This window comes from Anabaena cylindrica UHCC 0172, from assembly GCF_034931625.1.
Classification (GTDB): Bacteria; Cyanobacteriota; Cyanobacteriia; order Cyanobacteriales; family Nostocaceae; genus Anabaena; species Anabaena cylindrica_A.
In genome coordinates this window covers 38,206-62,757 of sequence record NZ_JAYGGY010000006.1, presented here as the reverse complement: position 1 = coordinate 62,757, position 24,552 = coordinate 38,206, and the positions used below count along the sequence as shown (strand labels likewise).

Below are 24,552 nucleotides of genomic sequence, written 5' to 3'. Positions count from 1 at the left end.
GCTAAAAATTAGCATATTATATTTAATTGGAGATAAATTTATATGAAAATTTCTAAAATTTTGATTACTTTGGCAGGAGCGATCGCTATTCTTAGCGGTACAGCATATTACTATGTTTTTATTTTAGGTGCGCCACAACTAGATCCACCCCAAGAGCAAGCAGATACAGACTTAAAATTTCAGTTAGAAAGCTTCAATTCAAAAGCTATGGGTACAGTTCGTCAATATGGCGCGATTTTGCCCCCTCACTATAGCAAAAATCCCCAAAACCGCTATCCAGTTATCTTCTTATTACACGGTGGTCATGATGATGCCCGCGCCTATGCTGATAAATATGCCATCATGAATGTACTGCATGAATTGTATAAAACTGGCAAATTACCGCCATCAATTATTATTACACCAGATGGTAATGACAATCGGGGTTCTAGTCCTTTATATGATCCCGATTATTATGATGGGGCTAATGGCAACATTGGCACTTTGATTGGTTCGGAATTAGTCCGGGTTGTCAAGTCACGTTATCGTACCCTAGAAAAACCAGAATTTTGGGCGTTGGGAGGTCTATCTTCTGGTGGGTGGGGAGCATTTAATATTGGGTTACGCCATCTCAACAAGTTCAATATTTTATTTAGTCATAGCGGTTATTTTACAGATGATAGTAGTCCCCAAAATAGCCCACAAAAAATAGTACAACAACTATCTGTTGCTGATAGGAAGCGATTGCGTATATATCTGGATGCAGGTTTAAATGATTCTGATTTTTTGGCTGCTACTAAAACTTTCCACCAAACATTAGACAAGTTAGGTATTGCTAATGTGTTCTATGGTTTTCCTGGAGGTCATGGTTTATCTGGTGCAGATATTGGCTGGAATTACTTTCATAAACATTTACAAGATTCTCTTTCTTATGTGGGAGAACAGTTTAAAACATTTAAAAAATCAGGACTTTAAAAATCTGTTTATTGTTACTGAATTATCGAGTCTAATGTTTTTTACAAAGGATATTAAGAGTGACACTAGCGTAATTTCTGAAAATAATTCAACTCAAATTAATATAGATAATATCTACTAATTGAAAATAACTAATGACTCATAACTTAAAAACTCGAATTGGACTTTGGAGTGTAACAATCCTAACAGGTTTAGTAGGAGTGGTAAATGTTTTATCAGCAGTTACACCTAATCTATATGGACGTAATCATTGGTTAAGAGAATTTTTACCCTTTGAAATTCGTGCTACTGGGCATATTTTTGCAGCTTTAACTGGCTTCGTTTTGCTAACACTTGCTACTAACTTATTACGCCGCAAGCGAGTTGCTTGGTTGCTGACAATTTGTTTACTAGTTGTTTCTATTTTTAGCCATTTAATCAAAGGTTTAGATTACGAAGAGAGTATATTATCTGGAATTTTATTGGTGCAATTATTTTTAATGCGCCATGTTTTTACAGCCCAATCAGACCGCCCTTCCATTGCTAGAGGTGTGCGGGTATTAATAGGTGCTTTGCTTTTTACTCTGGCATACGGGACAGTCGGATTTTATTTATTAGATGGCAAGTTTACTGAAAATTTTAATTGGAAAGATGCCATACTTCAGACTTTGGCAATGTTTTTCACTGAGGATAATTTAGGACTGCAACCAAAAACTAAATTTGGTGGATTCTTTGCTGATTCTATTTATATTATTGCTGTCAGCACGATGACTTTTGCAGTGGTGATGCTATTACAGCCAGTATTTTTGCAGAAATCTGCAAATTCTGTAGACCGACAAAAAGCTAAGGAAATTGTTGAGCAATATGGTTGCTGTTCTTTAGCAGCCTTTACACTTTTAAGCGATAAAAGTTACTTTTTTAGTCCTTCAGGTAAAAGTGTCATTGCTTATGTGCCTAAAGGTAGAGGTGCGATCGCTTTAGGAGACCCTATTGGATCTATTGAAGACCGCCCTGAGGTGATTGTGGGTTTTCAGCAGTTTTGCCAGCGGAATGACTGGTATCCTGCCTTTTATCAAACTTTACCCGACGAGCTAGACATCTACATTTCTCTAGGATTCAGGATACTCAAGATTGGTGAAGAAGCGATCGTTGACTTGAAAAATTTTACTTTACAAGGCAAAGCTGGTAAAAACTTTCGACCATCAATTAATCGGCTAACGAAACTCGGATATCAAGTCAGTTTTTATCAACCACCAATCACCCATGAATTGTTACACCAACTTAAACCTGTCAGTGATGAATGGCTAAAAATGGCGCAGGGTTCGGAAAAACGCTTTTCTTTAGGTTGGTTTGACGAAGCTTATCTACGTGATTGTGAAATTGCTGTTGTGCATAATTCTACTGGTAACGTGGTGGCTTTTACAAACGTTTTGCCAGAATATCAATTAAATGAAATCACTATTGACATGATGCGCCATCGTTCCGACATTGAAAATGGCATGATGGACTTTTTATTTATTTCCCTGCTCCAGCATTTCAAAGAAGCAGGTTATGATACTTTTAATTTTGGTCTTTCTGCCCTTGCTGGAGTTGGTGAAAATTTAGAGTCACGCCGCTTAGAAAAAGTTCTACATTATCTTTACGAACATTTAAACGGCTTTTACAACTTCCAAGGTTTGCACGCCTATAAAGACAAATTTCACCCCACTTGGGAACCGCGCTATTTGGTATACCATAGTTTAGCAGCCTTACCAGATATAGTTGTGGCTTTGATTCGTGCTGATTCAGGCGATCGCCTCCTCGATTATTTCAAACCTGGAGCCTAATCGATTACACTTTAAACCAACGGCAATCAACCGCAACCAATATGCAAAAAAAGCCTTTACGCGCCCGTGTTAGTACAGAAGAATATAAATTATTACAGCATTTGCGCGATCGCAAACCCGCACAAAACCCACCTAAGTTTCCGGGAACGTTGGGCGACAGGTTGGCTGATAAAGTAGTTGATACTGTTGGTTCTTGGCGATTTATTATCATTCAAAGTACTTTGCTTTTACTATGGATTATTTTTAACGTAACAGCTTACGTTAACCATTGGGATCCATATCCATTTATATTACTGAACCTAATGTTATCCTTTCAAGCAGCTTATACTGCACCTATCATCATGATGAGTCAGACCCGTCAAGCTACCATTGATCGCCAAGATGCAAAATATGACTACGAAGTAAATAAGAAAGCAGAATTAGAAATTGAATTGCTACACGACAAAATGAATCTGTTGCGGGAAGATGAAATTTTTGAAATTACGCGACTTCTAAAAGCACATCAGGAACAGTTGCATTTGATAGAAAGTAAGTTATCAGAAATTTCTGCACGTATAATTGATAATTAATAGGACTTACTTCAAGCATTGCATTATGCTGTTTGTTCCGTTTCCGTCTCTACCTTCTGCCCAATTTTTGGTTCTGTACCCGCAATTAATCGCTCAATATTACTGCGGTGACGGACAATTACATATAAACCCCCAGCGATACCAAGTAAAATATAGGGTAAAGGTTGATGGAAAATTACCATCAGAATAGAAACAACAACAGCACCAGCAATAGAACTTAAAGACACAATTCTAGATACTGCACAAACAACAGCAAAAACTCCTATGGTTGATAATCCAACCTGCCAACTTAAGGCTAACAAAATCCCCACACCAGTAGCTACAGATTTACCCCCAGAAAAGCTGAGAAAGATTGATTTACTATGCCCTAAAATGGCAGCTAATCCTGCTAAAGTTCCTAACCAAGGTTGCCATAGTTCTACATTTAATGTTGATGGAATTAAATTTTGACTAGGTGCTAGATTGAATAAAGTATCAACGAGATTGATTGCTAAAACTCCCTTCAAACAATCAATTAATAACACAAAAGCCCCTGGAACTTTCCCTAAAGTTCTCAATACATTTGTTGCACCTGTTGAACCAGATCCAACTTCCCGAATATCAATACCTTTTAACAGCTTCCCGGCAATATACCCAGTAGGGAAAGAACCCAATAGGTAAGCTAATAAAACAACAGCACCACAAAAACTTAACCAAATAGCCATAATAATTCAAAAAGTAAAATTCTAAATAATTTGTAATTATTTGGTCACTAGTCTAGATTAAAATATCTTGACTAATGACCAATCACTAATGACCAATCACCAAATTAAAATTCGTCATCAAAATCCCGATTTCTCATGTTTTTTGGGTCAGGTGCAAAAGCTAACCACAAAGGAAATTGTAACAGCCCTAAGCTAATTTGCTCCTCTGAATCATCAATGATAATTAAAGGCAATTGATTGGCTTTAACTAATCGGTCTGCTTTTTGGGCTAAAGCTGTAGGTGCTTCAAACAAAACTACACCTCTGTCGGGTCCAAAATCTGGGCGACCAATTCCCAAACAATCTTGTAAACCGCGTCGCCATTCACCTAAACGTTCCGGTGTATTCGCTAAAATTAGAGTGCGTGTGCGATCGCCATGTAATTTGTGTAATATGGAAATCGCCGCCGATGCAATCAAGATATTCTGCAAGCGGCTACCCATTGTCCGTAAAGCACCCCGTCCCCCCAAGGTGAAAAACCAATTAGAAACTCGTTCTGCATGAATTGGTTCAAAGGTGCGTCGCAACTGCCACACAGCACCATAATAATCGGGTTGGTTGCGGTATTGGTCAATTAAACGGCGAATTTGTTTGGTTGTATCTTGAAACTGTTGTTGGGCAAGTTGCAATGTAGGTGGCTGTTGTTCAACAGGTTTAGCCTCTTTCGCCGCTGGTTTTTCTCGTTCCCTCACAGCCGGAACCAATTGCAATTGCTCTGCTGCTGATGCTAAATCTTGTAAACTACCTGTGAGATAGTCTTTAAAACCCTGTACCCGAATTGCCAAATCTTGAGATGTTCCCGCAAAGGTAGTTCGCATTTCATTGCGAATCCGTTCTTGACGGCGTTCTAGTTGTTCTACAGAAATTTGCAACGCTTGTTTACGTTGTTCTAACAGCACTAAGGACTCTTGCACCATTTTCGAGAGTGCCGTTTGGGTTTCACTTACTTGTCCCTGAAGGGTTTTGTAAGTAGCTTGCAATTGGGATATTTCCGCTTTTAGTGACGCTTCAGTTGCTTGTAAATCGGCTACTCGTTGCCCTACTTGTGCATATAGTGAATTAAGCTCTGGTTCTGAATCCAGCACCCCATTTTCTATTGCTAATTGTGGCACTAACTCGCTTTTAGATTCTGCTGTGAAATCTTCGGGTTCTGTATTAGCAATGGATGATGGAAAAGACACATCATCTGTTTGTGGTTCATCTGCTGACGTTGGTGCTTCTGTTTCCTGTATTGACTCAGAAGATATAATTTCTGGGTTTTCACCTGTAGGACTTTGTTCTGGCGTTTCTTCCCACCATTCATCAATTGGTTTTGGGGTTTGAGATTCCTCTGGGTTCATAAACAATAGTCAATTCCTATGATGCGAATAAATAGCTTTGAGAAATATACAATCTTAAAGCACTAAATACGTGGACAACGCTGTTCTAAGCAAGATTTTAGGGCGTTGGGGTCAAATAAAATCGGTAGAAAGTGAATGCTCTTAATTTCTTTAAAGTAAAACAAGATGGGAACTCTATTCCAGAAAATTCGCCAGTTTTGCCATTCTTGGTAAGGAAATCGCCGAATTAATTTTTCCCCTCGGTAAATATCAAAATCGGTGGCGGTAAATTGACAACGCAGTGTTACAGCCTGCAACATCAAAAATAAACCCATCACTGTAAATACTCCTCCTACCCAAGGTTGTACTAGCAGTAAGGGAATGGCTGCAAGCACCAAGATGACAGGGATATTGTAACTTGGCTTGAGTTCCACGGTCGAGGTAGAATTAGGCGCTAATGAACTGGTCACAATTTTTTCTCCTGCTTTGTCAGTAGATATTAGTCATTAGTCATTAGTCATTGGTCATTAGTCATTGGTCATTAGTCATTGGTCATTGGTTATTGGTTATTGGTTATTGGTTATTGGTTATTGGTTATTGGGAAGAGATTATAAATAATTTTCTCCCTGCCCCCTGCCTCCTTCACATCCCTTGTGTTAATCCACTACCAGGCCCCTGAAACATTAACCAAGAAAGAAAGAAGTTGCTAACAAAAATAATCAGCAAGGCGGTAACAACAGCTGTTGTGGTTGATTGTCCCACACCTTTAGCTCCTCCTGTTGTGGTTAAACCCCAACTACAGCCGATGATGGCTATTAAAACACCAAAGCAACTGGCTTTAATCATCGCACTACAGATATCCCAGATACCCAGAAAGTTACGGGCTGAGTCTAAAAATACTGTATCTGAGAGATTGTAAATGTTGGTGGCAATGATCAATCCCCCAAACATCCCGGTGACTAAAGATAGCAGGGTTAAGATGGGCAGCATTAATAAACAAGCTAGGAGTCTGGGAATCACGAGGTAATCAATGGGGTCTGTTTTTAACATTAACAGGGCATCAATTTGTTCTGTAACTCGCATTGTCCCAATTTCTGCTGCAAAGGCAGAACCAACTCGTCCCGCCAAAATCACTGCTGTTAGCACTGGTGTGAGTTCTCTTGTCAAGGCTACTGCTAAAACTCCGCCAACTATGTTTCCTGCACCAAAGTTGATAAATTCTCTCGCTACTTGAATAGTAAATACTGCACCTACGAAAATGGCTGTGATTAAGGCGATAAATAGGGAATCTGGCCCAACTGCGGCTAATTGCTCTAGGGTGTTGCGCCTATGGATTTTGCCCTTGAGGAGGTGAATTATTATTTGTCCACCCAAAAAAATCGCTGCCAGCAATCGCTGACTCCATGCTCCTAAACTGAATTTGGATATAGTCTGGCTCAATGTTCTTTAGCTAACTCGGTAACTGCTTTAAGAATAGCGAAAGTCATAGCTCATTTTTCATGAATTTTTTTGTCTCTCTTCTTTTCGGTTCAAACGTTAACTTACTTTAAATACTTTCTCATAAAATTAAGCTATTATCTAAGCGTAATGCAATGTATCCTAATGCGATTTTTGTAGATAAAAGTTCGATAAATCAAGGATTTTGGAGTTTATAAGCTATTTAATTAGCGGCAGTTTTTTATGAAAATGCTTGGTTTCTCTTTTAATGAAAACTTAAGATTTTTGACATATTGAATGTTCAGGAGCGATCGCACTTATTGTAGAAGATGACGTGCAGTTATTCAGCCATCGTCTAAATTACTTCCGGAGCTTGCCTGATCATGAGCATACTTGCTAATTTTCTCAGATCTCTCGTACTCACCACTGTTTTCAGTTTTATCGCGCCTATTTTCTTCGTCGGCGGTACACTGGTCTTTTTATGCCTTTCTGGTTACATCCCAGGCTTACAAGGCATAACTGAGAATATCCCCGATCAGATTTTGCATTTTCTCGCCACCTTTGGTACTGGTAGTCCCCTTAATGGTCTGTTTGTCATTAGTCTGACTTGCGCTTTTGTTGGCGGTCTGTTTGATATCTATGCTTATTACCGCTGTCAAATTCTCCGCATTGATTCCTAAATATCGATCTCTCTTTCTGATGTCTTTAGATAACTTACAGCCCAGTTAAGCTTTACTAAAAATATCCTCCTAGCTGTTTGTAACTCTAGTTATCTTTAGTACGACCAAGTATTTATATTCATATCCAAACTAGTCTTTAGCAACTCGTGGCTAATGACCAGGCTTTGCTGTCAGACTGCAATTACCTCACACCACAGCTTTAATGTGTGATTGTGTCTAACCACTGCAAATATTTATTAGAGAAATATGTGTTTGAATACATATTCCTTTACGAAGAAATATAGCAAAAATCTAGCCAATAAAACTATACGCAAAATCTAAAATTTTCCTTAAGATTTTAAATAGTCTTATGCCTACTCACCTTTCTTAACAGATTGAGGGAGGTCGTCTGACCGCTAGGCATCTTATATTAAGTCTATTAATAGGTGATTGGATTGCTCATGGTTTGGCCTTTTAAGCCCAGATTTCGTAAACAAATTGCTCGGATTGAAATTACTGGTGCGATCGCCAGTGCTACACGCAAACGGGTATTAGAAGCTCTGAAAACAGTAGAGGAAAAGAAGTTTCCAGCTTTACTGTTACGCATAGATAGTCCTGGCGGGACAGTAGGAGATTCCCAAGAAATCTACAGCGCCTTAAGACGGTTGCAGAAAAAAACCAAAATTGTCGCCAGCTTTGGCAATATTTCGGCTTCTGGCGGCGTTTACATCGGGATGGGAGCAGAACACATTGTGGCTAACCCAGGCACGATTACAGGCAGTATCGGTGTGATTCTGCGGGGAAATAACCTAGAACGCCTCCTAGAAAAAATTGGTGTTTCCTTTAAGGTGATTAAGTCTGGCCCCTACAAAGACATTTTGTCTTTTGATCGGGAACTGACAGAAGCAGAGGAGAACATTCTGCAACAATTGATTGATGTCAGTTATCAGCAGTTTGTACAAACCGTCGCCGAAGGACGTTCTTTGGATGTAGAAACTGTGAAAACCTTCGCTGATGGCCGCATCTTCACCGGAGAGCAAGCCTTAGAATTGGGCGTTGTAGACCGCTTGGGAACAGAAGAAGATGCACGTCGTTGGACGGCCGAATTAGTCGGACTTGATCCAGAAAAAACTCCTTGCTATACGCTAGAAGAACGTAAACCATTGTTGAGTCGAATTCTACCTGGGAGTCGTCTGAAGAAATCAGGAATTGCGGCTGGAATTGATTGGCTCGAATTTGAAATGTCTACAAGTGGTTTACCCTTGTGGTTGTATAGACCGTAAATTAATTGTCAATAGTCACTAGTTGATAGTCTTTGCGCTAATGACTAATGACTAATGACTAATGACTAATGACCAAGGACTAAAATTTAGGAGGATTTTGGAAGTGGAATGGCAAATGCGAGCGATTCGTGGTGCAACAACCGTTGCAGATAATAGCGTGGAAGCAATCCGAGAAGCGGTGACAGAACTGCTTGATGAACTGGAACAACGGAACGAACTCCAACCAACAGAAATGATCAGCGTTACTTTTTCTGTCACACGGGATTTAGATGCTATTTTCCCAGCCGCGATCGCTCGCAGTCGTCCTTTATGGGATAGTGTGGCTATGTTAGATGTCCAGCAAATGCACGTTGAGGGCAGTTTACAGCGTTGCATTCGGTTTTTAATTCACGCCTATTTACCAACTTCCGCCCCCATTCACCACATTTATTTACGTCAAGCGGCAAAATTGCGCCCAGACTGGGGTTTATCACAAACGTTACAAACCTCACAGCCAGTAATTAAAACAAAAGCTTAAAATCAGCAGGTCAATAATGTTATGTAAAAGTTAGCGCCAAATGAGCTATTACAGTGGTGACGCGGCAGCTCAACCTGCTGCTATTGGTGGGAGTATTTTCACTCATCGAGGAACTGGTATTTGCGTGAAGTTAGATGCTTTTTTGAATATTCTCTCTAAAGGTGAAGAGCCGCTTGTCATTGTCACCAGTGAAGGTTTTTTTACGAAAATATATAAATATGTGACTGCGTATAAGGGTTTTGTGTTTTTCACAGAATCCTTAGATAAATTGCAATTTGGTAGCAATATTGAGGTGATTTACGCCCAGAGTTTAGGGACGGATATTTGATAAAATAAATAAATTATTTACATCTTCCCACTTTCCCGATGTATTCCATAATTTGTCAAAGGTTTCATTCTCAGCCGCAGCTAGGCAAGGTGGCATAATAAAATCTTTAATTTCGTTAATTAATTCACCAAATGAATTCGGTGTATCTACTATTTTTAATTTATTTTTAAACGCTTGCCACTGTTTTTGCTTATCCGAATCATTAGCAAACTCTTCAGTTAAAGCTAAAGGTTCTTTGACTGGTATTTCTGTTTTCCGTCTCTGAAAAGTGTTGATGAATGCTTGACGAAGTAAGTCTCCTTTAAATTTAAAATTCTGACAAAGAAACCAAATATCATAAAAATCTTTGATCCGACTATTTCTTATCCCCAGAGAAACCATTGCTTGAAACTTTTCAGCAACTACTGTTTCACGAGGATATATTCGTAAGCGTGCTTTTGGCGCATCTAAAATAGGTTCTATTTCTACTTCTTCAGCATCTGGCGTAACAGCATCACCAAATCCTATATCTACTTGAATAGTAATTTCAATTTTAACTAATTTCCCTTTTAATTTAATTCTGACTCCTTCATACTCCTGATCTTCTTTGATTAATTCTCCTTTAACTGACTCTGGTAAAAAGATAATTCCATCTTCTTCACAGTGAATTGCACAAACCTCTTGATAAACATTTACTAAATATTCAATTTCATTATTGCCAAAACACAGTAAATCTAAATCTTTTGTTGCTCTGTGAGGTTCTCCATTCCACACTTTAAAAAGAGTAGCACCTTTTAAAATATACTGTTTTTGATATGGAGATTGACTGAGCCTGTATAACAACCTTTCTCCAACATAGCGCGTTAATAAATAATTATAATCTTCACCTCTTTTTTTAGCTAAAGTCAATAATTTAGCTTGGATAGATGCTGCAATATTAATAGGCTTTTTCGATATCATGTGAGTGATTCTAGATAAGGACGCATTACATTATGTACTCGGCAAATTTTGGCATAATGCCAGATTTCGTCCATTGAAAATTTTCTTTTTTGCAAACATTCGCGCAATGCTTCCAAAGCAACATCAAGACCGATTTTGTTACGAAATTTAAAACAATCAGCAACTGTTTTTGGCAAAGAATATATACTAACTGGCACGCCTTCTATGATATGTTCTTCAATTCCCTCTTCTAGAGATTTACCAGACATATAAACGATTCTTAGTGGTAGAAGATTATCTTTAGGAGGACGAGATTTTTGAGGAATTGCTAGCCAAACTTCAAAAGGTGCTTGTGTAGTTATCTGATAAAAACTGAGCGCAGATAGAAGACAAACTACTCCATTAGGAACTCTTTTTGCAGTTTCAACTAGGGTGTGATTTGCTGTAATTTCTGCATCTGCTAAAGTGTAAACTCCACGAGCAGAACGTACAAGTATTCCTTGGTTTTCCAGGCGTTTCAAATACTCTCTGTGAATACCTTTTGCTGCGATGTCTTTTGCTCTAATTACACCTGTTTGAGAAGCGTAACTCAGTATTTGATCTGTTTTCGACATAATTACATAGTTTACTTACCTGTCATTTTACATTTGTGATGAATTGCAGTTAGTACTTATCAAATACCTACATTTTGTCACAAATGCTTGCCAAATCTATGAGTCAAGGAAAATACTTAACCTTTACTTAACCTTGTCAGACGCAACTTAATCTGCTGAAAGTCTTTGAATACAAGTATTTTGATGTTTAAAGCTATAAATGTAAAAAATTTTATAATTTGATTGAATTTTTAGTGAACTTGTGTTAAGCTGTGTAATAGCTGAGACTAACTCAGTTTTATGAACTACTACAAAAAATACATTATTTTGAATAAATTGAATAACTGTAAGCTCGTTGCTCTGACATTGGGTTTAATTGGCCTTGACTTTGCTCTTGTACAGGAGGATTGTCATCTTCCCTATGTGTAAAGAGTTCTGCCCACTACTTTAGATTGTCTATGTTCAGGCTGATGATTCCAAGCAACCCTCTGAATTCTGAGAAGAAATTGGAAGGCAAAGGCAAAAGATAAACAACACTTGATCCTTAGCATATTTGAACGGCTGAGGGTAGTCAAAACTTGACGGATAAATTATTTGATAATCTATAATTTGTTATAATATATGCCAAAAAAAATTAGACAGCTTAAGCAAATGCTTGTCCAGGCTGGTTTTACAGAACTACCAGGAAAAGGAAGTCATACTAACTGGATACATCCCCTATATTATGGAAAGGTAACGATTTCAGGCAAAGACGGAGCAGATGCTAAACGCTACCAAGAAAAGGAAGTAAAACAGGCAATTGAGTCAATAGTGGATAAGAAAGAAGATGAATAAACTCAAGTACCAAATGATAATTCAGTGGTCTGAGGAAGATAATTGCTTCTTAGTAGGATTCCCTGACTTTCCAGGACAACGCTGGCGCACTCATGGGGATACTTACGAGTTAGCAGTAACGAATGGAATTGAAGCCTTAGACTCTCTCATTATTGCTTACGAAGCTGCGGGTGATCCGCTTCCAGAACCAACAGTTTGTCAAGCAGCATAGGCAAGAATTGGAGTAAAATAACCCAACCAGCGTTATTGGGTTATTTTACCTGGTTTTTGGGCTGATTAAATCATATTATTACGTATAATTACTGTTATTGCCAAGCCAATAGTTTGTATATTATAGTCCCAGCGTTGGTATGAAATACAAAATCGGGCGATCCTTGGTTACAGAATCCTTAGATAAATTGCAATTTGGTAGCAATATTGAGGTGATTTACGCGCAGAGTTTAGGGACGGATATTTGATTGATAAAATAAATCAGAAAGCATTCTAGTAAGTAGAAAAATTATGGATGAAGTAGTTAGAAAGGTTGCCGCTTTGGGCTTGCCTGGTGTGTTACTTGTAGTTACAATGGCTACTACTGGTCTTGTAGGGGCTGCTGCTATCACAACAGCTTTAGCAACACTTGGTGGTCCATTTGGTATGTTAGGTGGTATTGGTTTACTGGGAATAGCAGCATTGGTTTCTGATGCTCTAGGTAAATATGGTATAGAAGCAATACTTATTGCAGTTTATAATGAGCGTCGCAAACAAGAGTCTATAGAAAAGCTGTGTAGAGAAATTGATGGTTTAGCTATTTCTAGCGACCTAAAACGCAAGCTAAAAGAAATTGTTAGTGGTAATTAATTTAAGAGGGAGTGCAATAGTGAAATATGATAAATCCAAGAGTTGCAAATATTCCAAGACGTAGAATTGCAAGAACTAGATTATCAAGGAATATTCAACAATACGAAGAGTTTATGAGTGATGGCTACAACTACATCCTCAATCCAGTAAGCAAAGAATTACATATAGTGGGTCTAAGTCTAAGAAATTTTTTTGGTTCTCACAATCTTACATCCGCAAATTTAGAAGAATACTTGGGTATTTATAATCTAGACAACAATACTCCCATTCACCTTTTTCCTAATGGGACAGAAATCCTACTCTACTGGCATGATACCAATGAGTTGATCGGAAATTATATCCTGAATAAATGCAAATACTGTTTTCCACACTAGGTTTAATGAGTGTATTAGAGAGCGTTAGAACCGACAGTTTGTAACGCAGCATAGAGAAACCCTTTATACTTTGTAGAGACGTTCCATGAAACGTCTCTTTTTCAACAAATCAGTGATGAAAATGAATTCCCAGAAAAATATCATACAAGAACTCAAAAAAGTCCTTTTTCTGCAATAACCCGGAAGTTTGCAGACTACCCTTTTCATCCAGCAACGGCTTCATCATATAGTAAGCAGGTTGGTAATTATACCAAGGAATCGAAGGCCAAAGATGATGAATGAGGTGGTAATTCTGCCCCAAAATCAGGATATTGAGAACCTTACCAGGATAGACGCGGGCATTTTTCCAGCGACTTCTTTCCACAAACGGACGGTGGGGTAAATAATCAAAAAATAACCCCAATGCTATCCCCACCAAAAATGCTGGAATAAACCAAAAATTGAGAATATAGCCCAAAAAATGATATTGGACAGAAATATAAACAATAGTAATGATAATTAAACGGCTAATAAACCATTCCAGTAACTCATATTTCCGCCACAATTGCCGTTGAAAGAAAAATACCTCATGGTATAAAAATCTGACTGCAATCAACCACAATGGCCCACCTGTAGAGACATAATGATCAGGGTCATCTTTGGGATGATTGACATTACCATGATGCTGCAAATGTACCCTTGTAAAGACAGGGAATGCAAAAGCTAAAATTAAGGCGCTACCATGTCCTAACATGGCATTAATCACACGGTTGCGATGGGCTGACTGGTGACAAGCATCATGAATCACAGTCCCCGAACAATGCAAGGCCAGAGTGTTAATGCTGAAGCATAGCCAATGAGGCCATTCCCAAACCCAATAACCAAAGTTAGATAACACCAACATTGTCACCACTACAAAAAACAGCAGTAGTGTGGGATTAAAATCGCCAGGAGGTGCTAAAAGTTCTTTGGTTGGGATTGTCAGTGGCTTTTGTGCCTCCGACGTGAGCATTACTAACTCCTTCTTCATCAAATATTACGAATATACGACAAATCTTAGTAAAGAGTAAAGTTATATAAAGTTTTATATGACAAGATTTATCTGCTGTCTTTGCTGATTAGCAGATGAATGGCGTTATGATTCCAGACTAGACCTATGTATTTACTGACGATTAAGGTGTAAACAGTGCTAATGCTTTCATGGCAAAAATCTTCCTTAAAGGGGATGCCGATAAGATTAGTGTACTATATCTAGTCTATCCCGCTAATTCCTTCTCTAACTGCTGACATCATTGATATAGCAGTGACTGAAAAGGAGATGCCGCTTAATATACGATTACTTTACTTCCCAGATAGATTATTTTGAAATCAGCCCCTATGCAATTAAGAGATTCTCTGCGCCGAACCAAAATTGTTGCTACTATTGGGCCTGCTACCAGCAGTCCAGAAATGCTGAAGGCAATTATTGAAGCGGGTGCAACAACCCTGCGGCTAAACTTCTCTCACGGAACTCATGCTGACCATCAGCGTAGTATTCGCCTAATTCGGCAAACTGCGTTTGAACTCAATAGACCAGTAGCAATTCTCCAAGATTTGCAAGGGCCAAAAATTCGCTTGGGTAAGTTTGAAAATGGTTCTATAATTTTGGCGAAGGGCGATCGCTTCACTTTAACAAATCGTCCAGTCGTAGGAACCCAAGAAATCAGTTGCGTTACCTACGATTATTTAGCAGATGAAGTCCCCGTCGGTGCCAAAATCCTCCTCGATGATGGACGAGTAGAAATGGTCGTAGAAGACATCAACCAGGACAAAGGCGATTTGCATTGTTGCATTACTGTACCAGGTAAACTTTCTAATAACAAAGGTGTAAATTTTCCGGGAGTTTACTTATCAGTCAAAGCCATGACCGACAAAGACCGAGAGGATCTGATGTTCGGTTTAGACCAAGGTGTAGACTGGGTAGCACTTTCCTTTGTCCGTAACCCCCAAGACATCATCGAAATCAAAGAATTAATTTCCAGCACAGGCAAAAATGTTCCCGTAATTGCCAAAATTGAAAAGCACGAAGCCATTGAACAAATGGAAGCAGTTCTGTCTTTGTGTGACGGTGTAATGGTTGCTAGAGGTGACTTAGGGGTAGAAGTTCCAGCAGAGGATGTACCCGTGCTACAAAAGCGGTTAATTTCCACAGCCAACCGTTTGGGCATTCCCATCATTACTGCTACCCAAATGCTAGATAGCATGGTCAGCAACCCCCGTCCTACCCGTGCGGAAGTCTCCGATGTGGCAAATGCGATTTTAGACGGTACAGACGCGGTAATGCTTTCTAATGAAACTGCTGTTGGTAGTTTCCCGGTGGAAGCAGTAGCCACAATGGCCAGAATAGCAGAACGCATTGAGCAGGAAGAAACCCTCAACGCTAACTCCCGTCAGTCAAGAGATAACAGGCGTTCTATTCCCAATGCTATTAGCCAAGCAGTTAGTCAAATTGCTGAAAATTTGGGCGCAGCGGCAATTATGACTTTGACACAAACCGGTGCTACAGCTCGCAACGTTTCTAAATTTCGCCCCAAAACGCCAATTTTAGCCATCACACCCCATGTCAACGTAGCGCGACAATTGCAAATGGTCTGGGGAGTAAGACCGCTGTTAGTGCTAGAACTACCTTCCACAGGTCAGACATTCCAAGCAGCTATCAATGTTGCCCAGGAAAAAAATCTCTTAACTGAGGGTGATTTGGTAGTGATGACTGCTGGTACACTTCAGGGGGTTTCTGGGTCAACAGATTTGATTAAGGTGGAAGTAGTGACTGCCATACTAGGTCAGGGAATTGGTCTAGGACAAGGTTCTGTCAGTGGTCGAGCTAGGGTAGTTAATACTGGTATGGATGCAAGTAACTTTAACCCTGGCGATATTTTAGTGGCATCCCGTACTGGTGTGGATTTTGTCGAAGCAATCCGCAAAGCTGGGGGGATTATTACTGAAGAAGAGAGTCTCTCAAGTCATGCAGCCGTAATTGGTTTACGTCTCGGTGTACCAGTCATTGTGGGTGTGAAGGAAGCGACAAAGGTCATTAAAGATGGGGCTATTTTGACTTTGGATATGCAACGAGGTTTAGTTTACTCTGGGGCGGTGGGAACACCGTAAATAATTAAAAATTAAAACAAATAATTGTTGGTTTTTAATTTTTTTAATTTCTAAACTGTTGGTTTTTCAAATGTGACTCGGTCATAAATCTGGCGATAGGGAATTTGACTATTAGCAAATGCTAGAGTTAAGATTCTGTTTTTATCGTCAGATTCATTATAATAATTACATAACTTGTCTGAATCAGGATTTACAGGATTTTAGGATTTACAGGATTTAGATAATAATTAATAACTTGGATGAAATATATAAAACATAAATTCTCTTAAAGATATTGTTTTAAAACCTCGACTGTAGCAAGTCCGGTTTTTTCCCAACTAAATTTATTTGCTCTTTTTAGACCTTTTTGGGAAAGTTGTTTTCTCATTTCTGAATCATTGATTATTGCTTGCATTGCTGCTGTGATTTCCCTTGTGTTGTAGGGATTAATTAAAATAGCCGCATCTCCAGCTACTTCGGGAAGTGAGGAAACATTGGAGGTGATGACGGGAGTACCACAGGCCATTGCTTCCAGGACAGGAAAACCAAAGCCTTCCCACAAACTGGGGAAAACGAGTGCGATCGCTTGATTTATAATTTTTGGTAGTTCACTATAAGGTACGTAGTTGAGAAATTTGACCCGATGAGTTATACCCAGTTCTGCAACTTGCCCTTGTAATAATGGGGTATAACGTTTATCGCTAGGTCCTGCTAACCATAGTTCATAGTCTCCCTTATTAGGTAGTGCAGCAAAGGCAGTGATGAGTCTCTGCAAGTTTTTGTAAGGGTCTTGACGACCAATATATAGGAAATAATTACTGGTAGGTAGATTAAGACAACGGAAGTGAGTGCGATCGTGTGCTAGGGGAATAGGTGTTATTTTGTTGGGGGGAATTTGGTAAAAGTCGGTAATGTCTTTAGCTGTTGCTTGAGAATTACAAATAATATGTTGTGCTTGCTGAAAAACTTGGGGAGTGTAGTAACGATGGTATGGTGTTAACGGTGAGAAGGGTTTGGGAAAGCGCAATGGTATCATGTCGTGAGACATGATTATAAAACGACAGTTGCTGTAGAGGGGTGCTTCTGGTATTGGAGAGAATAAAAGTTGAGACTTAAGGTTTTTATAGATTTTTGGTAGTTGAAATTGTGTCCACATTAGACGGCGTAAATGTCCTTTAATACCGTCAGCAGGAGTAAGATTATTTGGTACTGGATAGCAGTTGAAATCAGAATATTTTTTGGCTGTTAATAGGGTAGGTTGAAGAGATTTTAAATATGGAAAAAGATTTAGAGCATAGTTGCTGATGCCTGTTGGTTGAGAAAAGAGAATGGATAAATTTATGATTAATTGATTAGAAAATGAATTATTTACTATATTCATCAAGCAATGTTTTTCTATGAATATCCTGAAACTATTTTTTCTACAATGGGAAAATAAGTGCAGTAGCAATTGATATCTCAGGTTAAAAGTATCATGTCTGCAATTGCTGTGTATAATTCAGGTAAAGTAGAGTTTTTAGTCACACCTCTTTTACAATATTGTAAAAAGTGTTTTTTAGCTAAAAATGCTGCTTCCAAGGTAGTTTTAAACAGTAAAAAAATTAGGTTTTTCGCTGTAAATATAAATCCCAATATTCACCAGGACGTGCAGTAAGGCAATCTTCAATAGTCAAAGGTTTTAGGTATGAGTCATTATCGATATACTGAATTATGAATCCTGCTAACTGAATATCTTCTAAAAAAGATTTAGCATCATAGTTGCGGTAACTACAAAATTCCATAATTATAATTATGTCTTCATGTTTTTTTATTGTCTGCTGCATCCCACGCCAAATTGCTTCTTCTGCGCCTTCTGCATCTATTTTAATTAAATCAACCCGTGGCCAATCTTGAGTTAATTCATCAATTGTTACTGTCTCGACTTCAACTATACTATCTCCTGGTTGATCAGCAGGTCTAGATATTGTTGCATCACCTAAATAACCACCGTCAGGAACTACAAGGTTAACTTTTTTGCCATTTGTATCTGAAACTGCTTTTTGCAAGACTTTAGAGTTTTTTCTAAATCCATTCACTACTAAGCTTCGCTCTACCAGAGTAGCTAATCTTGGATTGGCTTCAACAGCTACCATCTGACCTGATTCCGCCACAATATCAGCCATTATTAGCGAATAGTATCCACAATTCGCACCAATATCAAGACAATAAAAACCTTTTTTAAGTGACCGAATCATTGCTTGGGTAATCCAAGATTCCCAATACCCATTCAGACAAAGGTGAGGAGTCAAACTCATGTCTTGAGAATCAACGTAGCACATATATTTAGTTAAAACTCGACATAAAATTACCCCATTACCTAAGTACACGGTCTGGGACATTTTTCGACTATTTAATTCTAATTCTGTCCGTGTTAATGAGCCGACATCTTTTATGTTGAAATAAATTGAGTTGTTGGTAGAATCTTTTTCTAACCTAGATTTTAATTTACTATATATGCTTTTAAGCAATTTAATTTTTTCCCAAAAAACTTGTAGATGAATAGAGTTATGGTCTAATCTAGGCATATAAATGTAATTAGTAAAAACGACGAAAACTTCATTAGCAAAAACTGGAATATAAATATCTATAATTTTCTCAAGAAAAACATATTCTAGATTTTCCATCATACCTTTATGGATGATAAACCACTGAAAATCATCACATAAGTTTTCTTTGATTAAAGAATAGGAGATAACCTCTGGAACTTTTTCCTCAAATTCGTTCGGTGCTACTATTTTGTCTCCAGATTTAATACTTTTTTTGACAAAATTTAATGTATTTATCCAGTACTGATCATTATTGGGAAAATTCATATTTTTACCTAAAAAATCAAACTTTTACAAACAGTAAGTTGCTTAAATTAATTTTTTATAAGCTTCATATAGGTTTTTAGCATAATTTTCCATGCTAAACAATTTTACTCTTTCTTTACCTGCTTCTATAAGTTGGGCTTTCTTTTGAGGATTATTTATCAAATTTTCAATTCCCTGTCTAATGTTATCTGAATTATAGGGATCTACATAAAAAGCAGCATCTCCACAAACTTCTGGTAAAGAAGCTACATTAGATGTGATAACAGGACATCCTAAAGACATAGCCTCTAGCGGTGGTAGACCGAATCCTTCATATAAAGATGGAAAAACAAGACAAAAAGCACCATGATACAGATATATTAAATCTTTTTTTGATACATATTCTAGCAATTTAATTTTTCTAGCAAAACCCTTACCAAATAATGCTTCTAATTGACCAATCTCATCTTCCCATAACCATCCTTTTTTGCCAACTATAACTAACTGCATATCAGTATCTAAACAAGTATAAGCATCTATTAATCTTCCCACATTTTTTTTCGGTTCTATCGTTCCTACAAAAAGAATGTATTTTTTGTTTTTAAGTTTATATTTTTTTAAATTAATTTCTGTTGTATGATTTTCGACTAAATGTGAATTATCAATTATTGGTTGATATGTCACATGAATTTTATCTGGATTAACATCAAAACAATGTAGAATATCTGTTTTCGTATTTTCTGAAACTGTTATAATAAGTTCGGAATTTTTAATTGCATTCTTAGTTAAATTAAAAAAAGATTTTTTATCATCTAAAGTAGTATAAGGTAGTTTTAACGGGATTAGATCATGAATAGTTGTAATTTTTTTGGACTTATTTACTTTAATAGGAAGTGGATAAGTTTCATGCCAAATATCAATTTTTTTTTTAATTTTAACCCTAGTTTCTAATTGAAAGTATTTGTATAAATTATTGGCTATTCGATAACAATTATAAATATTAAATACTTTTCCCGAATTAGCTAAATAATCAAAAATAAAGTCCGCATCTCGTTTGATAACAAAATTACTAACTTGCACTTCTTTTGCTTGATAAAATCTTTGAATAGCGGCACTAATAATGCTCTTGATTTGTAAGTTGTTACCATTATATTGTTGTCTATCAAAAAATAAGGCTTCATTTAAAAGTAAATTACTACCATTACCATTAGTAGCACGACTACATAATAAATCTACATTTGCTTCTAGGGAGATAAGAGCCTTAACTAAAGTTAAACCATAAGTTTTGATTCCTGTCCCTTGGATCATTTCTAAATTATATCCATCTACTAATACATTAATTCCCTGTAAATTCATTAAAATGTTACCTTTATATTTGAATTGGCTCTAATCTTGGTTTAATATCTGATTATTTTCGTAGTTGTACAAACCATTCAAATAATAATCAACAGTTTGGGAAGCATTACCAGAAAATATTATTTTTCCCTTGTTTATCCAAATTGCCCGATGACAAGATTGCTTGACAAAACCCAAATCATGAGAAACTACTAAAATAGTCACATTATCATCCCAAAACTTATCAATCCTTTGCTTAGACTTATTTTTAAAACTCTCATCCCCTACCGATAAAACTTCATCTAATATCAAAATATCAGGCTGCACATCTGTGGCAATAGAAAAACCTAACCGTGCCACCATTCCCGAAGATAAACCCTTAACTGGCACTAAAGCATAATCCTCCAATTCTGCAAATTCCAAAATAGAATGCGCTCTTGCTTTCATCTCAGCCCTAGAAAAACCCAACAATACTCCATAAAGCAGAATATTATCCATCACAGAAATATCTGGATCGAAACCTGCTCCTAGTTCAATCAAAGGTGCAACTTGACCACGTACTCTTACTGTACCAGTAGTAGGTTGTAAAATTCCGGAAATGATCTTTAAAAGCGTGGATTTACCAGAACCGTTCGCACCTATTATACCTATTTTTTCACCTTTATCAACTACTAAATCAACATTATCTAAAACTAATTTCTTTGCAGGTTGACGATATTTACCCTCTAATATAGAAAGTAGTGTTTTCTTCAAGTCATAAGAAAACTCTTCTTGCGTCCGTCGCCACAGCGAGACATTATCCAGGCGAATTACTTCCATTTACAAACTATCAGGCTCAATACCTAACTCCCTTAATTTTTGAGCAAAAATGATAGCTTTTACTTCTGCTTCATTAGCCCGTTGATGTTCAATTTCAGCTTTTTGACGTTCAATCTCAGCTTTTTGACGTTCAATCTCAGCCTTTTGACGTTCAATCTCAGCCTTTTGACGTTCAACCTCAGCTTTTTTAATCTCTTCCAAATTTGCTTCCTCTGGTGTAGGTATCAATCTTCCTTCAACACTAAAATACCTCAATCTACCTTCAAATACTCCTAAGTATAATCCTAATTCCTGACTCCAATACCAGCCATTTTCCGAAGGAGCAATACTTTCGTATTCATTTCCTACTAATCTCCACCCTACAAATTCTAAGGTATTAGGAGAAAACCAAAAATATTCAAGAGTTCTAAATCGGTTTTGATACAACTCTTTTTTTAATCCCCTGTCTACTTTGGCTGTAGAATCAGAAAGTAGTTCAATAATCAAGTTGGGATATCTACCATCTTCTTCCCAGATTACCCAAGAAGCACGCGGACGTTTTTCTGTATCTTTGACCAGAAAAAAGTCTGGTCCCCTAAAGTCTCGGTTTTTTAATTGTTGACGGCTATAGTAAATGCTAAGATTTGCACCAATGAAGAAATCTTCTCTATCTCGCCACAACCATTCTAAGCAAGTTACTAATATTAATAGTTGTGTATAATGTAAGGAACTTTCCATCTCTGGTTCGTCGCTAAGTAATTCTGTGCAATCTGGCATTAATGCTTCTATTTCTTGTGCTGTTAAGGCCATAGATTTTATTTTGATAAGTTAATATCGTTATAGTGATTATAAACTATTAGGATCTACGCAGAGCTATAGGGAATCGCACGTAACTCTGCATTATATGCAATTGGTTTGGTGTCACTATCGGGGTAAGCAATTCCTCATCTGTTTATTGTGCTGTAATCATTTTTCAATACCGACGGTAGGTAAGTTATCTGGGTAAATTTTAATTAAAACTTAGTATTTCATTAGGCATAGGAGTGAAAATTAAATGGGCGTGGTTTGAAACCATTGTATAAACGTTCCATGTAACGTCTCTACAATCTTTGCTGGAGATGTCCATTTACAGTAAATCCATAAACTGATGTCGCCACAGATGAAAACAAGTCCATCCTAGGGACAAGATAATTATGCCACTTAGTAAAGCACCCCAAATTAAACCTAAATCTGGTGGAGAACCCGATAATGTAATTTGACGCAGACTTTCAATAATTGGTGATAAGGGATTTAAACCTAAAAATGGCTGTACCTGCTTTGGTACAATAGCTGCTGGATAAAAGACAGGGCTACTTATCCAAATCACAAAGGTGACTAATTCATAAAAGTAAGGTAAATCCCTAAAAAATACATACAAGGCACTGACTAAAAATCCAATTCCTGTGGAAACTAAGATTAGAGCTATAAATGGAAATACCAACGCTAGGACATTGACTAGACTTTTGGAATTAATCAAAGTCATAATCGCCAGTAAAGGCAATGCTCCTACTGAAAACTGAAATACGTTGGCTGCAATCATCGATATAGGAAAAACGCTGACTGGCAACCGAATTTTATTTAATAATGCGCCATTACCTACTACACTTGCCAAAGCTTGGGATGTGGAAGCTGAGAAAAAATTGATTACTACCAGTCCTGTAAATGCAGCAAGCACATAGTTCAGGATTGAGTTACCATAATACGATGCAAAAGTAGCTCCAAAAATGGCAGTGTAAAGCCCTGTCATAATTAGTGGGTTCAAGAGTGACCAATAAACGCCTAGGAAGGAACCCCGATAACGTACTTTGAGAGTCCGCACTACCAAGACGTACAGCAGTTCCCAGTAACGCTGCACTTGCAACCCAGTTAAATTGTCTTTGATAGAAATGGTCATCCTTAAGCACCACCGCAGGCCATATCCAAGTTATTACGGCATTCTATACTATTTTCAGTATTAATTTAACCGTAACCGTTCAGGCATTGAGCCTGAGGCGAGTTTAAAACCCTGTAGGCATTGCTGCGCTTACCGTGTAATATCTCGTTGTTGTAATCTCTATCTACGACACGCTCTGCCAACATAGACAAGAGAAGCAATCTTCTCACTCATTATCTTTAAATTGCCAAAATAAAGGTTGAGAAAGCTGACTATTTTGTAGTGTGAGTATTGCCTATCCTTTTTTTATTGAGAATATAAAAGATATGCATCTCGCAATTTTTCTGCTTTCTCCCTTTTTACTGCTGCTAACTCCCGTTCCACCTCAATCAATCAGCTTTATGACTAGAACTAAGTAATTTACTAGAATTCTGATGATTACTTTGATGCCAAGCCATACCAGTGATCCAACCAGCACAAATACCCTCAATGGCTTCTTGGATATATTGCCATAAAATCTGATTGGCAAGATGATGAGTAAATTTGAGACGCACAATTCTCAGTAAACATCGGTAAATCAGGAGTAGACCAAGACGTATGAGCAAAATTGCCAAAGGAAGTCTTTTATAAGCGTGTTTTAAGGCGAAGTAAGTAGTATTTTTGGCTAGAGAATACCAACAAGTAAGATGCTTTTGGTCATAACGATTATGACTAGGTTCAGGATAATGATCCACAACGCTATCACAGTAGTGAATTTCATAACCTGCCTGAATCAAGCGTAAACAAACATCAGTTTCATCTAAAAAATATTCAAAAAATTCATCATAACCATTAATCTCTTCCAGAAATTCTTTACGATAAGATGAATTTGTCCCCATTAAAGCATTGTACCAAAAACCCTCCTCTTGGTTATGGTTGATAACATCTCCAAAACGAATTGGAATTGTATTACTAATACAATCCGTAATACCTTGATGATATTGCAGAGGATAATTCAAAGTTGTCATATCTCGCACAGTGCCACCAACACCAGCACATTTATATCCATATAAAGAATAGGTTGATATTAATCTATCTAACCAGTCAGTCGGCGGAATAGCATCATCATCTATAAAAGCAATTATTTTACCCGATGATTTTTGTATACCTATATTTCTAGATATACTAATATTTTTATGACTTGATATAAATATTTTGGTACTAAAACTCAAGTTTTGTTTGATCAAATTTAGCATTTCCAAGGTATCATCATTAGATGAAGAATCTACAACAATCACTTCAAAAGGGTTATAATTAATGTGATTTAAAGATTGAATAGTTTTTTGTAAAGAAGTCGAGCGATCTGCGGTACAAATAACTATAGATATCAATAAATTTGTGTTTAACATAGTAGCGATT

The 24,552-nt window shown here is 37.4% G+C and carries 25 protein-coding genes; 11 read left to right on the top strand and 14 right to left on the bottom strand.

Features of this window, described 5'->3' with window-relative positions:
- Positions 1-42 precede the first annotated feature (42 nt).
- The 3 genes from VB713_RS03160 (at position 43) to VB713_RS03150 (ending at position 3,328) form a co-directional block, all read left to right on the top strand.
- Positions 43-954, top strand: coding sequence for an alpha/beta hydrolase (locus tag VB713_RS03160; RefSeq protein WP_323310133.1), 912 nt, complete (start codon positions 43-45; stop codon positions 952-954).
- A 134-nt stretch (positions 955-1,088) separates the two neighbouring features.
- Positions 1,089-2,759: a phosphatidylglycerol lysyltransferase domain-containing protein gene (locus tag VB713_RS03155; RefSeq protein WP_323310132.1), complete on the top strand. Its 1,671-nt coding sequence runs from the start codon at positions 1,089-1,091 to the stop codon at positions 2,757-2,759.
- Positions 2,760-2,800: 41 nt separating this feature from the next.
- On the top strand, positions 2,801-3,328 hold the full coding sequence (locus VB713_RS03150; protein WP_323310131.1) for a DUF1003 domain-containing protein: 528 nt from the start codon (positions 2,801-2,803) through the stop codon (positions 3,326-3,328).
- A 23-nt stretch (positions 3,329-3,351) separates the two neighbouring features.
- Here the strand turns inward: VB713_RS03150 and plsY are convergent, their stop codons facing one another.
- The 4 genes from plsY to VB713_RS03130 all read right to left on the bottom strand — a co-directional run bounded on the left by plsY (position 3,352) and on the right by VB713_RS03130 (position 6,830).
- Positions 3,352-4,032, bottom strand: a complete 681-nt coding sequence (gene plsY, locus VB713_RS03145) for a glycerol-3-phosphate 1-O-acyltransferase PlsY (protein WP_323310130.1) — start codon at positions 4,030-4,032, stop codon at positions 3,352-3,354.
- Positions 4,033-4,136: 104 nt separating this feature from the next.
- Complete coding sequence (locus tag VB713_RS03140) at positions 4,137-5,411, bottom strand: DUF3086 domain-containing protein (RefSeq protein ID WP_323310129.1); 1,275 nt, start codon at positions 5,409-5,411, stop codon at positions 4,137-4,139.
- 62 nt (positions 5,412-5,473) lie between these two features.
- Positions 5,474-5,860 (bottom strand): DUF3119 family protein, encoded by a 387-nt coding sequence (locus tag VB713_RS03135; protein ID WP_416242406.1) that lies wholly within the window; start codon positions 5,858-5,860, stop codon positions 5,474-5,476.
- Between the two features lie 172 nt (positions 5,861-6,032).
- Entirely contained in the window at positions 6,033-6,830 is a 798-nt protein-coding gene (locus VB713_RS03130; RefSeq protein WP_323310128.1) for an MlaE family lipid ABC transporter permease subunit, read from the bottom strand.
- 380 nt (positions 6,831-7,210) lie between these two features.
- Here VB713_RS03130 and VB713_RS03125 point away from each other — a divergent pair, with 380 nt between their 5' ends.
- The 4 genes from VB713_RS03125 (at position 7,211) to VB713_RS03110 (ending at position 9,614) form a co-directional block, all read left to right on the top strand.
- A complete protein-coding gene (locus tag VB713_RS03125; RefSeq protein ID WP_323310127.1) occupies positions 7,211-7,507 on the top strand; it encodes a hypothetical protein in 297 nt (98 codons plus the stop codon).
- 440 nt (positions 7,508-7,947) lie between these two features.
- Positions 7,948-8,769, top strand: a complete 822-nt coding sequence (gene sppA / locus VB713_RS03120) for a signal peptide peptidase SppA (protein WP_323310126.1) — start codon at positions 7,948-7,950, stop codon at positions 8,767-8,769.
- Between the two features lie 115 nt (positions 8,770-8,884).
- Complete coding sequence (gene aroH, locus VB713_RS03115) at positions 8,885-9,286, top strand: chorismate mutase (RefSeq protein ID WP_323310167.1); 402 nt, start codon at positions 8,885-8,887, stop codon at positions 9,284-9,286.
- A gap of 40 nt (positions 9,287-9,326) precedes the next feature.
- Positions 9,327-9,614 carry a hypothetical protein gene (locus VB713_RS03110; protein ID WP_323310125.1) on the top strand — a complete coding sequence of 96 codons (288 nt, stop codon included), beginning with the start codon at positions 9,327-9,329 and terminating at the stop codon, positions 9,612-9,614.
- Here the strand turns inward: VB713_RS03110 and VB713_RS03105 are convergent.
- Both VB713_RS03105 and VB713_RS03100 read right to left on the bottom strand, forming a co-directional pair.
- Positions 9,597-10,553, bottom strand: a complete 957-nt coding sequence (locus VB713_RS03105; protein ID WP_323310124.1) for a nucleotidyl transferase AbiEii/AbiGii toxin family protein — start codon at positions 10,551-10,553, stop codon at positions 9,597-9,599. The genes VB713_RS03110 and VB713_RS03105 overlap by 18 nt on opposite strands.
- A complete protein-coding gene (locus tag VB713_RS03100) occupies positions 10,550-11,146 on the bottom strand; it encodes a type IV toxin-antitoxin system AbiEi family antitoxin domain-containing protein (protein ID WP_323310123.1) in 597 nt (198 codons plus the stop codon). Before VB713_RS03100 ends, VB713_RS03105 begins: the two co-directional genes overlap by 4 nt.
- Before the next feature lie 600 nt (positions 11,147-11,746).
- Here VB713_RS03100 and VB713_RS03095 point away from each other — a divergent pair.
- The 3 genes from VB713_RS03095 (at position 11,747) to VB713_RS03085 (ending at position 12,799) form a co-directional block, all read left to right on the top strand.
- Positions 11,747-11,959: a type II toxin-antitoxin system HicA family toxin gene (locus VB713_RS03095; RefSeq protein ID WP_323310122.1), complete on the top strand. Its 213-nt coding sequence runs from the start codon at positions 11,747-11,749 to the stop codon at positions 11,957-11,959.
- Positions 11,952-12,170 carry a type II toxin-antitoxin system HicB family antitoxin gene (locus VB713_RS03090; protein WP_323310121.1) on the top strand — a complete coding sequence of 73 codons (219 nt, stop codon included), beginning with the start codon at positions 11,952-11,954 and terminating at the stop codon, positions 12,168-12,170. Before VB713_RS03095 ends, VB713_RS03090 begins: the two co-directional genes overlap by 8 nt.
- 290 nt (positions 12,171-12,460) lie before the next feature.
- Entirely contained in the window at positions 12,461-12,799 is a 339-nt protein-coding gene (locus tag VB713_RS03085) for a hypothetical protein (RefSeq protein ID WP_323310120.1), read from the top strand.
- Positions 12,800-13,282: 483 nt separating this feature from the next.
- Here VB713_RS03085 and crtR read toward each other — a convergent pair whose 3' ends face one another.
- Entirely contained in the window at positions 13,283-14,164 is an 882-nt protein-coding gene (gene crtR, locus VB713_RS03080) for a beta-carotene hydroxylase (protein ID WP_323310119.1), read from the bottom strand.
- A 365-nt stretch (positions 14,165-14,529) separates the two neighbouring features.
- Between crtR and pyk the strand changes: the two genes are divergently transcribed.
- A complete protein-coding gene (gene pyk, locus VB713_RS03075) occupies positions 14,530-16,299 on the top strand; it encodes a pyruvate kinase (RefSeq protein WP_323310118.1) in 1,770 nt (589 codons plus the stop codon).
- Between the two features lie 265 nt (positions 16,300-16,564).
- Here pyk and VB713_RS03070 read toward each other — a convergent pair whose 3' ends face one another.
- The 7 genes from VB713_RS03070 to VB713_RS03040 form a co-directional block, all read right to left on the bottom strand.
- Positions 16,565-17,659, bottom strand: coding sequence for a glycosyltransferase family 1 protein (locus VB713_RS03070; RefSeq protein WP_323310117.1), 1,095 nt, complete (start codon positions 17,657-17,659; stop codon positions 16,565-16,567).
- Positions 17,660-17,879: 220 nt separating this feature from the next.
- The gene (locus tag VB713_RS03065) at positions 17,880-19,130 is read right to left on the bottom strand and encodes an FkbM family methyltransferase (protein WP_323310116.1); all 1,251 of its coding nucleotides are present in this window, start codon (positions 19,128-19,130) and stop codon (positions 17,880-17,882) included.
- A gap of 42 nt (positions 19,131-19,172) precedes the next feature.
- Positions 19,173-20,465 (bottom strand): glycosyltransferase family 1 protein, encoded by a 1,293-nt coding sequence (locus VB713_RS03060; protein WP_323310115.1) that lies wholly within the window; start codon positions 20,463-20,465, stop codon positions 19,173-19,175.
- A 30-nt stretch (positions 20,466-20,495) separates the two neighbouring features.
- Positions 20,496-21,263 (bottom strand): ABC transporter ATP-binding protein, encoded by a 768-nt coding sequence (locus VB713_RS03055; RefSeq protein WP_323310114.1) that lies wholly within the window; start codon positions 21,261-21,263, stop codon positions 20,496-20,498.
- Positions 21,264-22,052 carry a Uma2 family endonuclease gene (locus tag VB713_RS03050; RefSeq protein ID WP_323310113.1) on the bottom strand — a complete coding sequence of 263 codons (789 nt, stop codon included), beginning with the start codon at positions 22,050-22,052 and terminating at the stop codon, positions 21,264-21,266.
- A 316-nt stretch (positions 22,053-22,368) separates the two neighbouring features.
- Positions 22,369-23,175, bottom strand: coding sequence for an ABC transporter permease (locus tag VB713_RS03045; RefSeq protein ID WP_323310112.1), 807 nt, complete (start codon positions 23,173-23,175; stop codon positions 22,369-22,371).
- A 368-nt stretch (positions 23,176-23,543) separates the two neighbouring features.
- The gene (locus VB713_RS03040) at positions 23,544-24,542 is read right to left on the bottom strand and encodes a glycosyltransferase family 2 protein (protein ID WP_323310111.1); all 999 of its coding nucleotides are present in this window, start codon (positions 24,540-24,542) and stop codon (positions 23,544-23,546) included.
- Positions 24,543-24,552 lie beyond the last annotated feature (10 nt).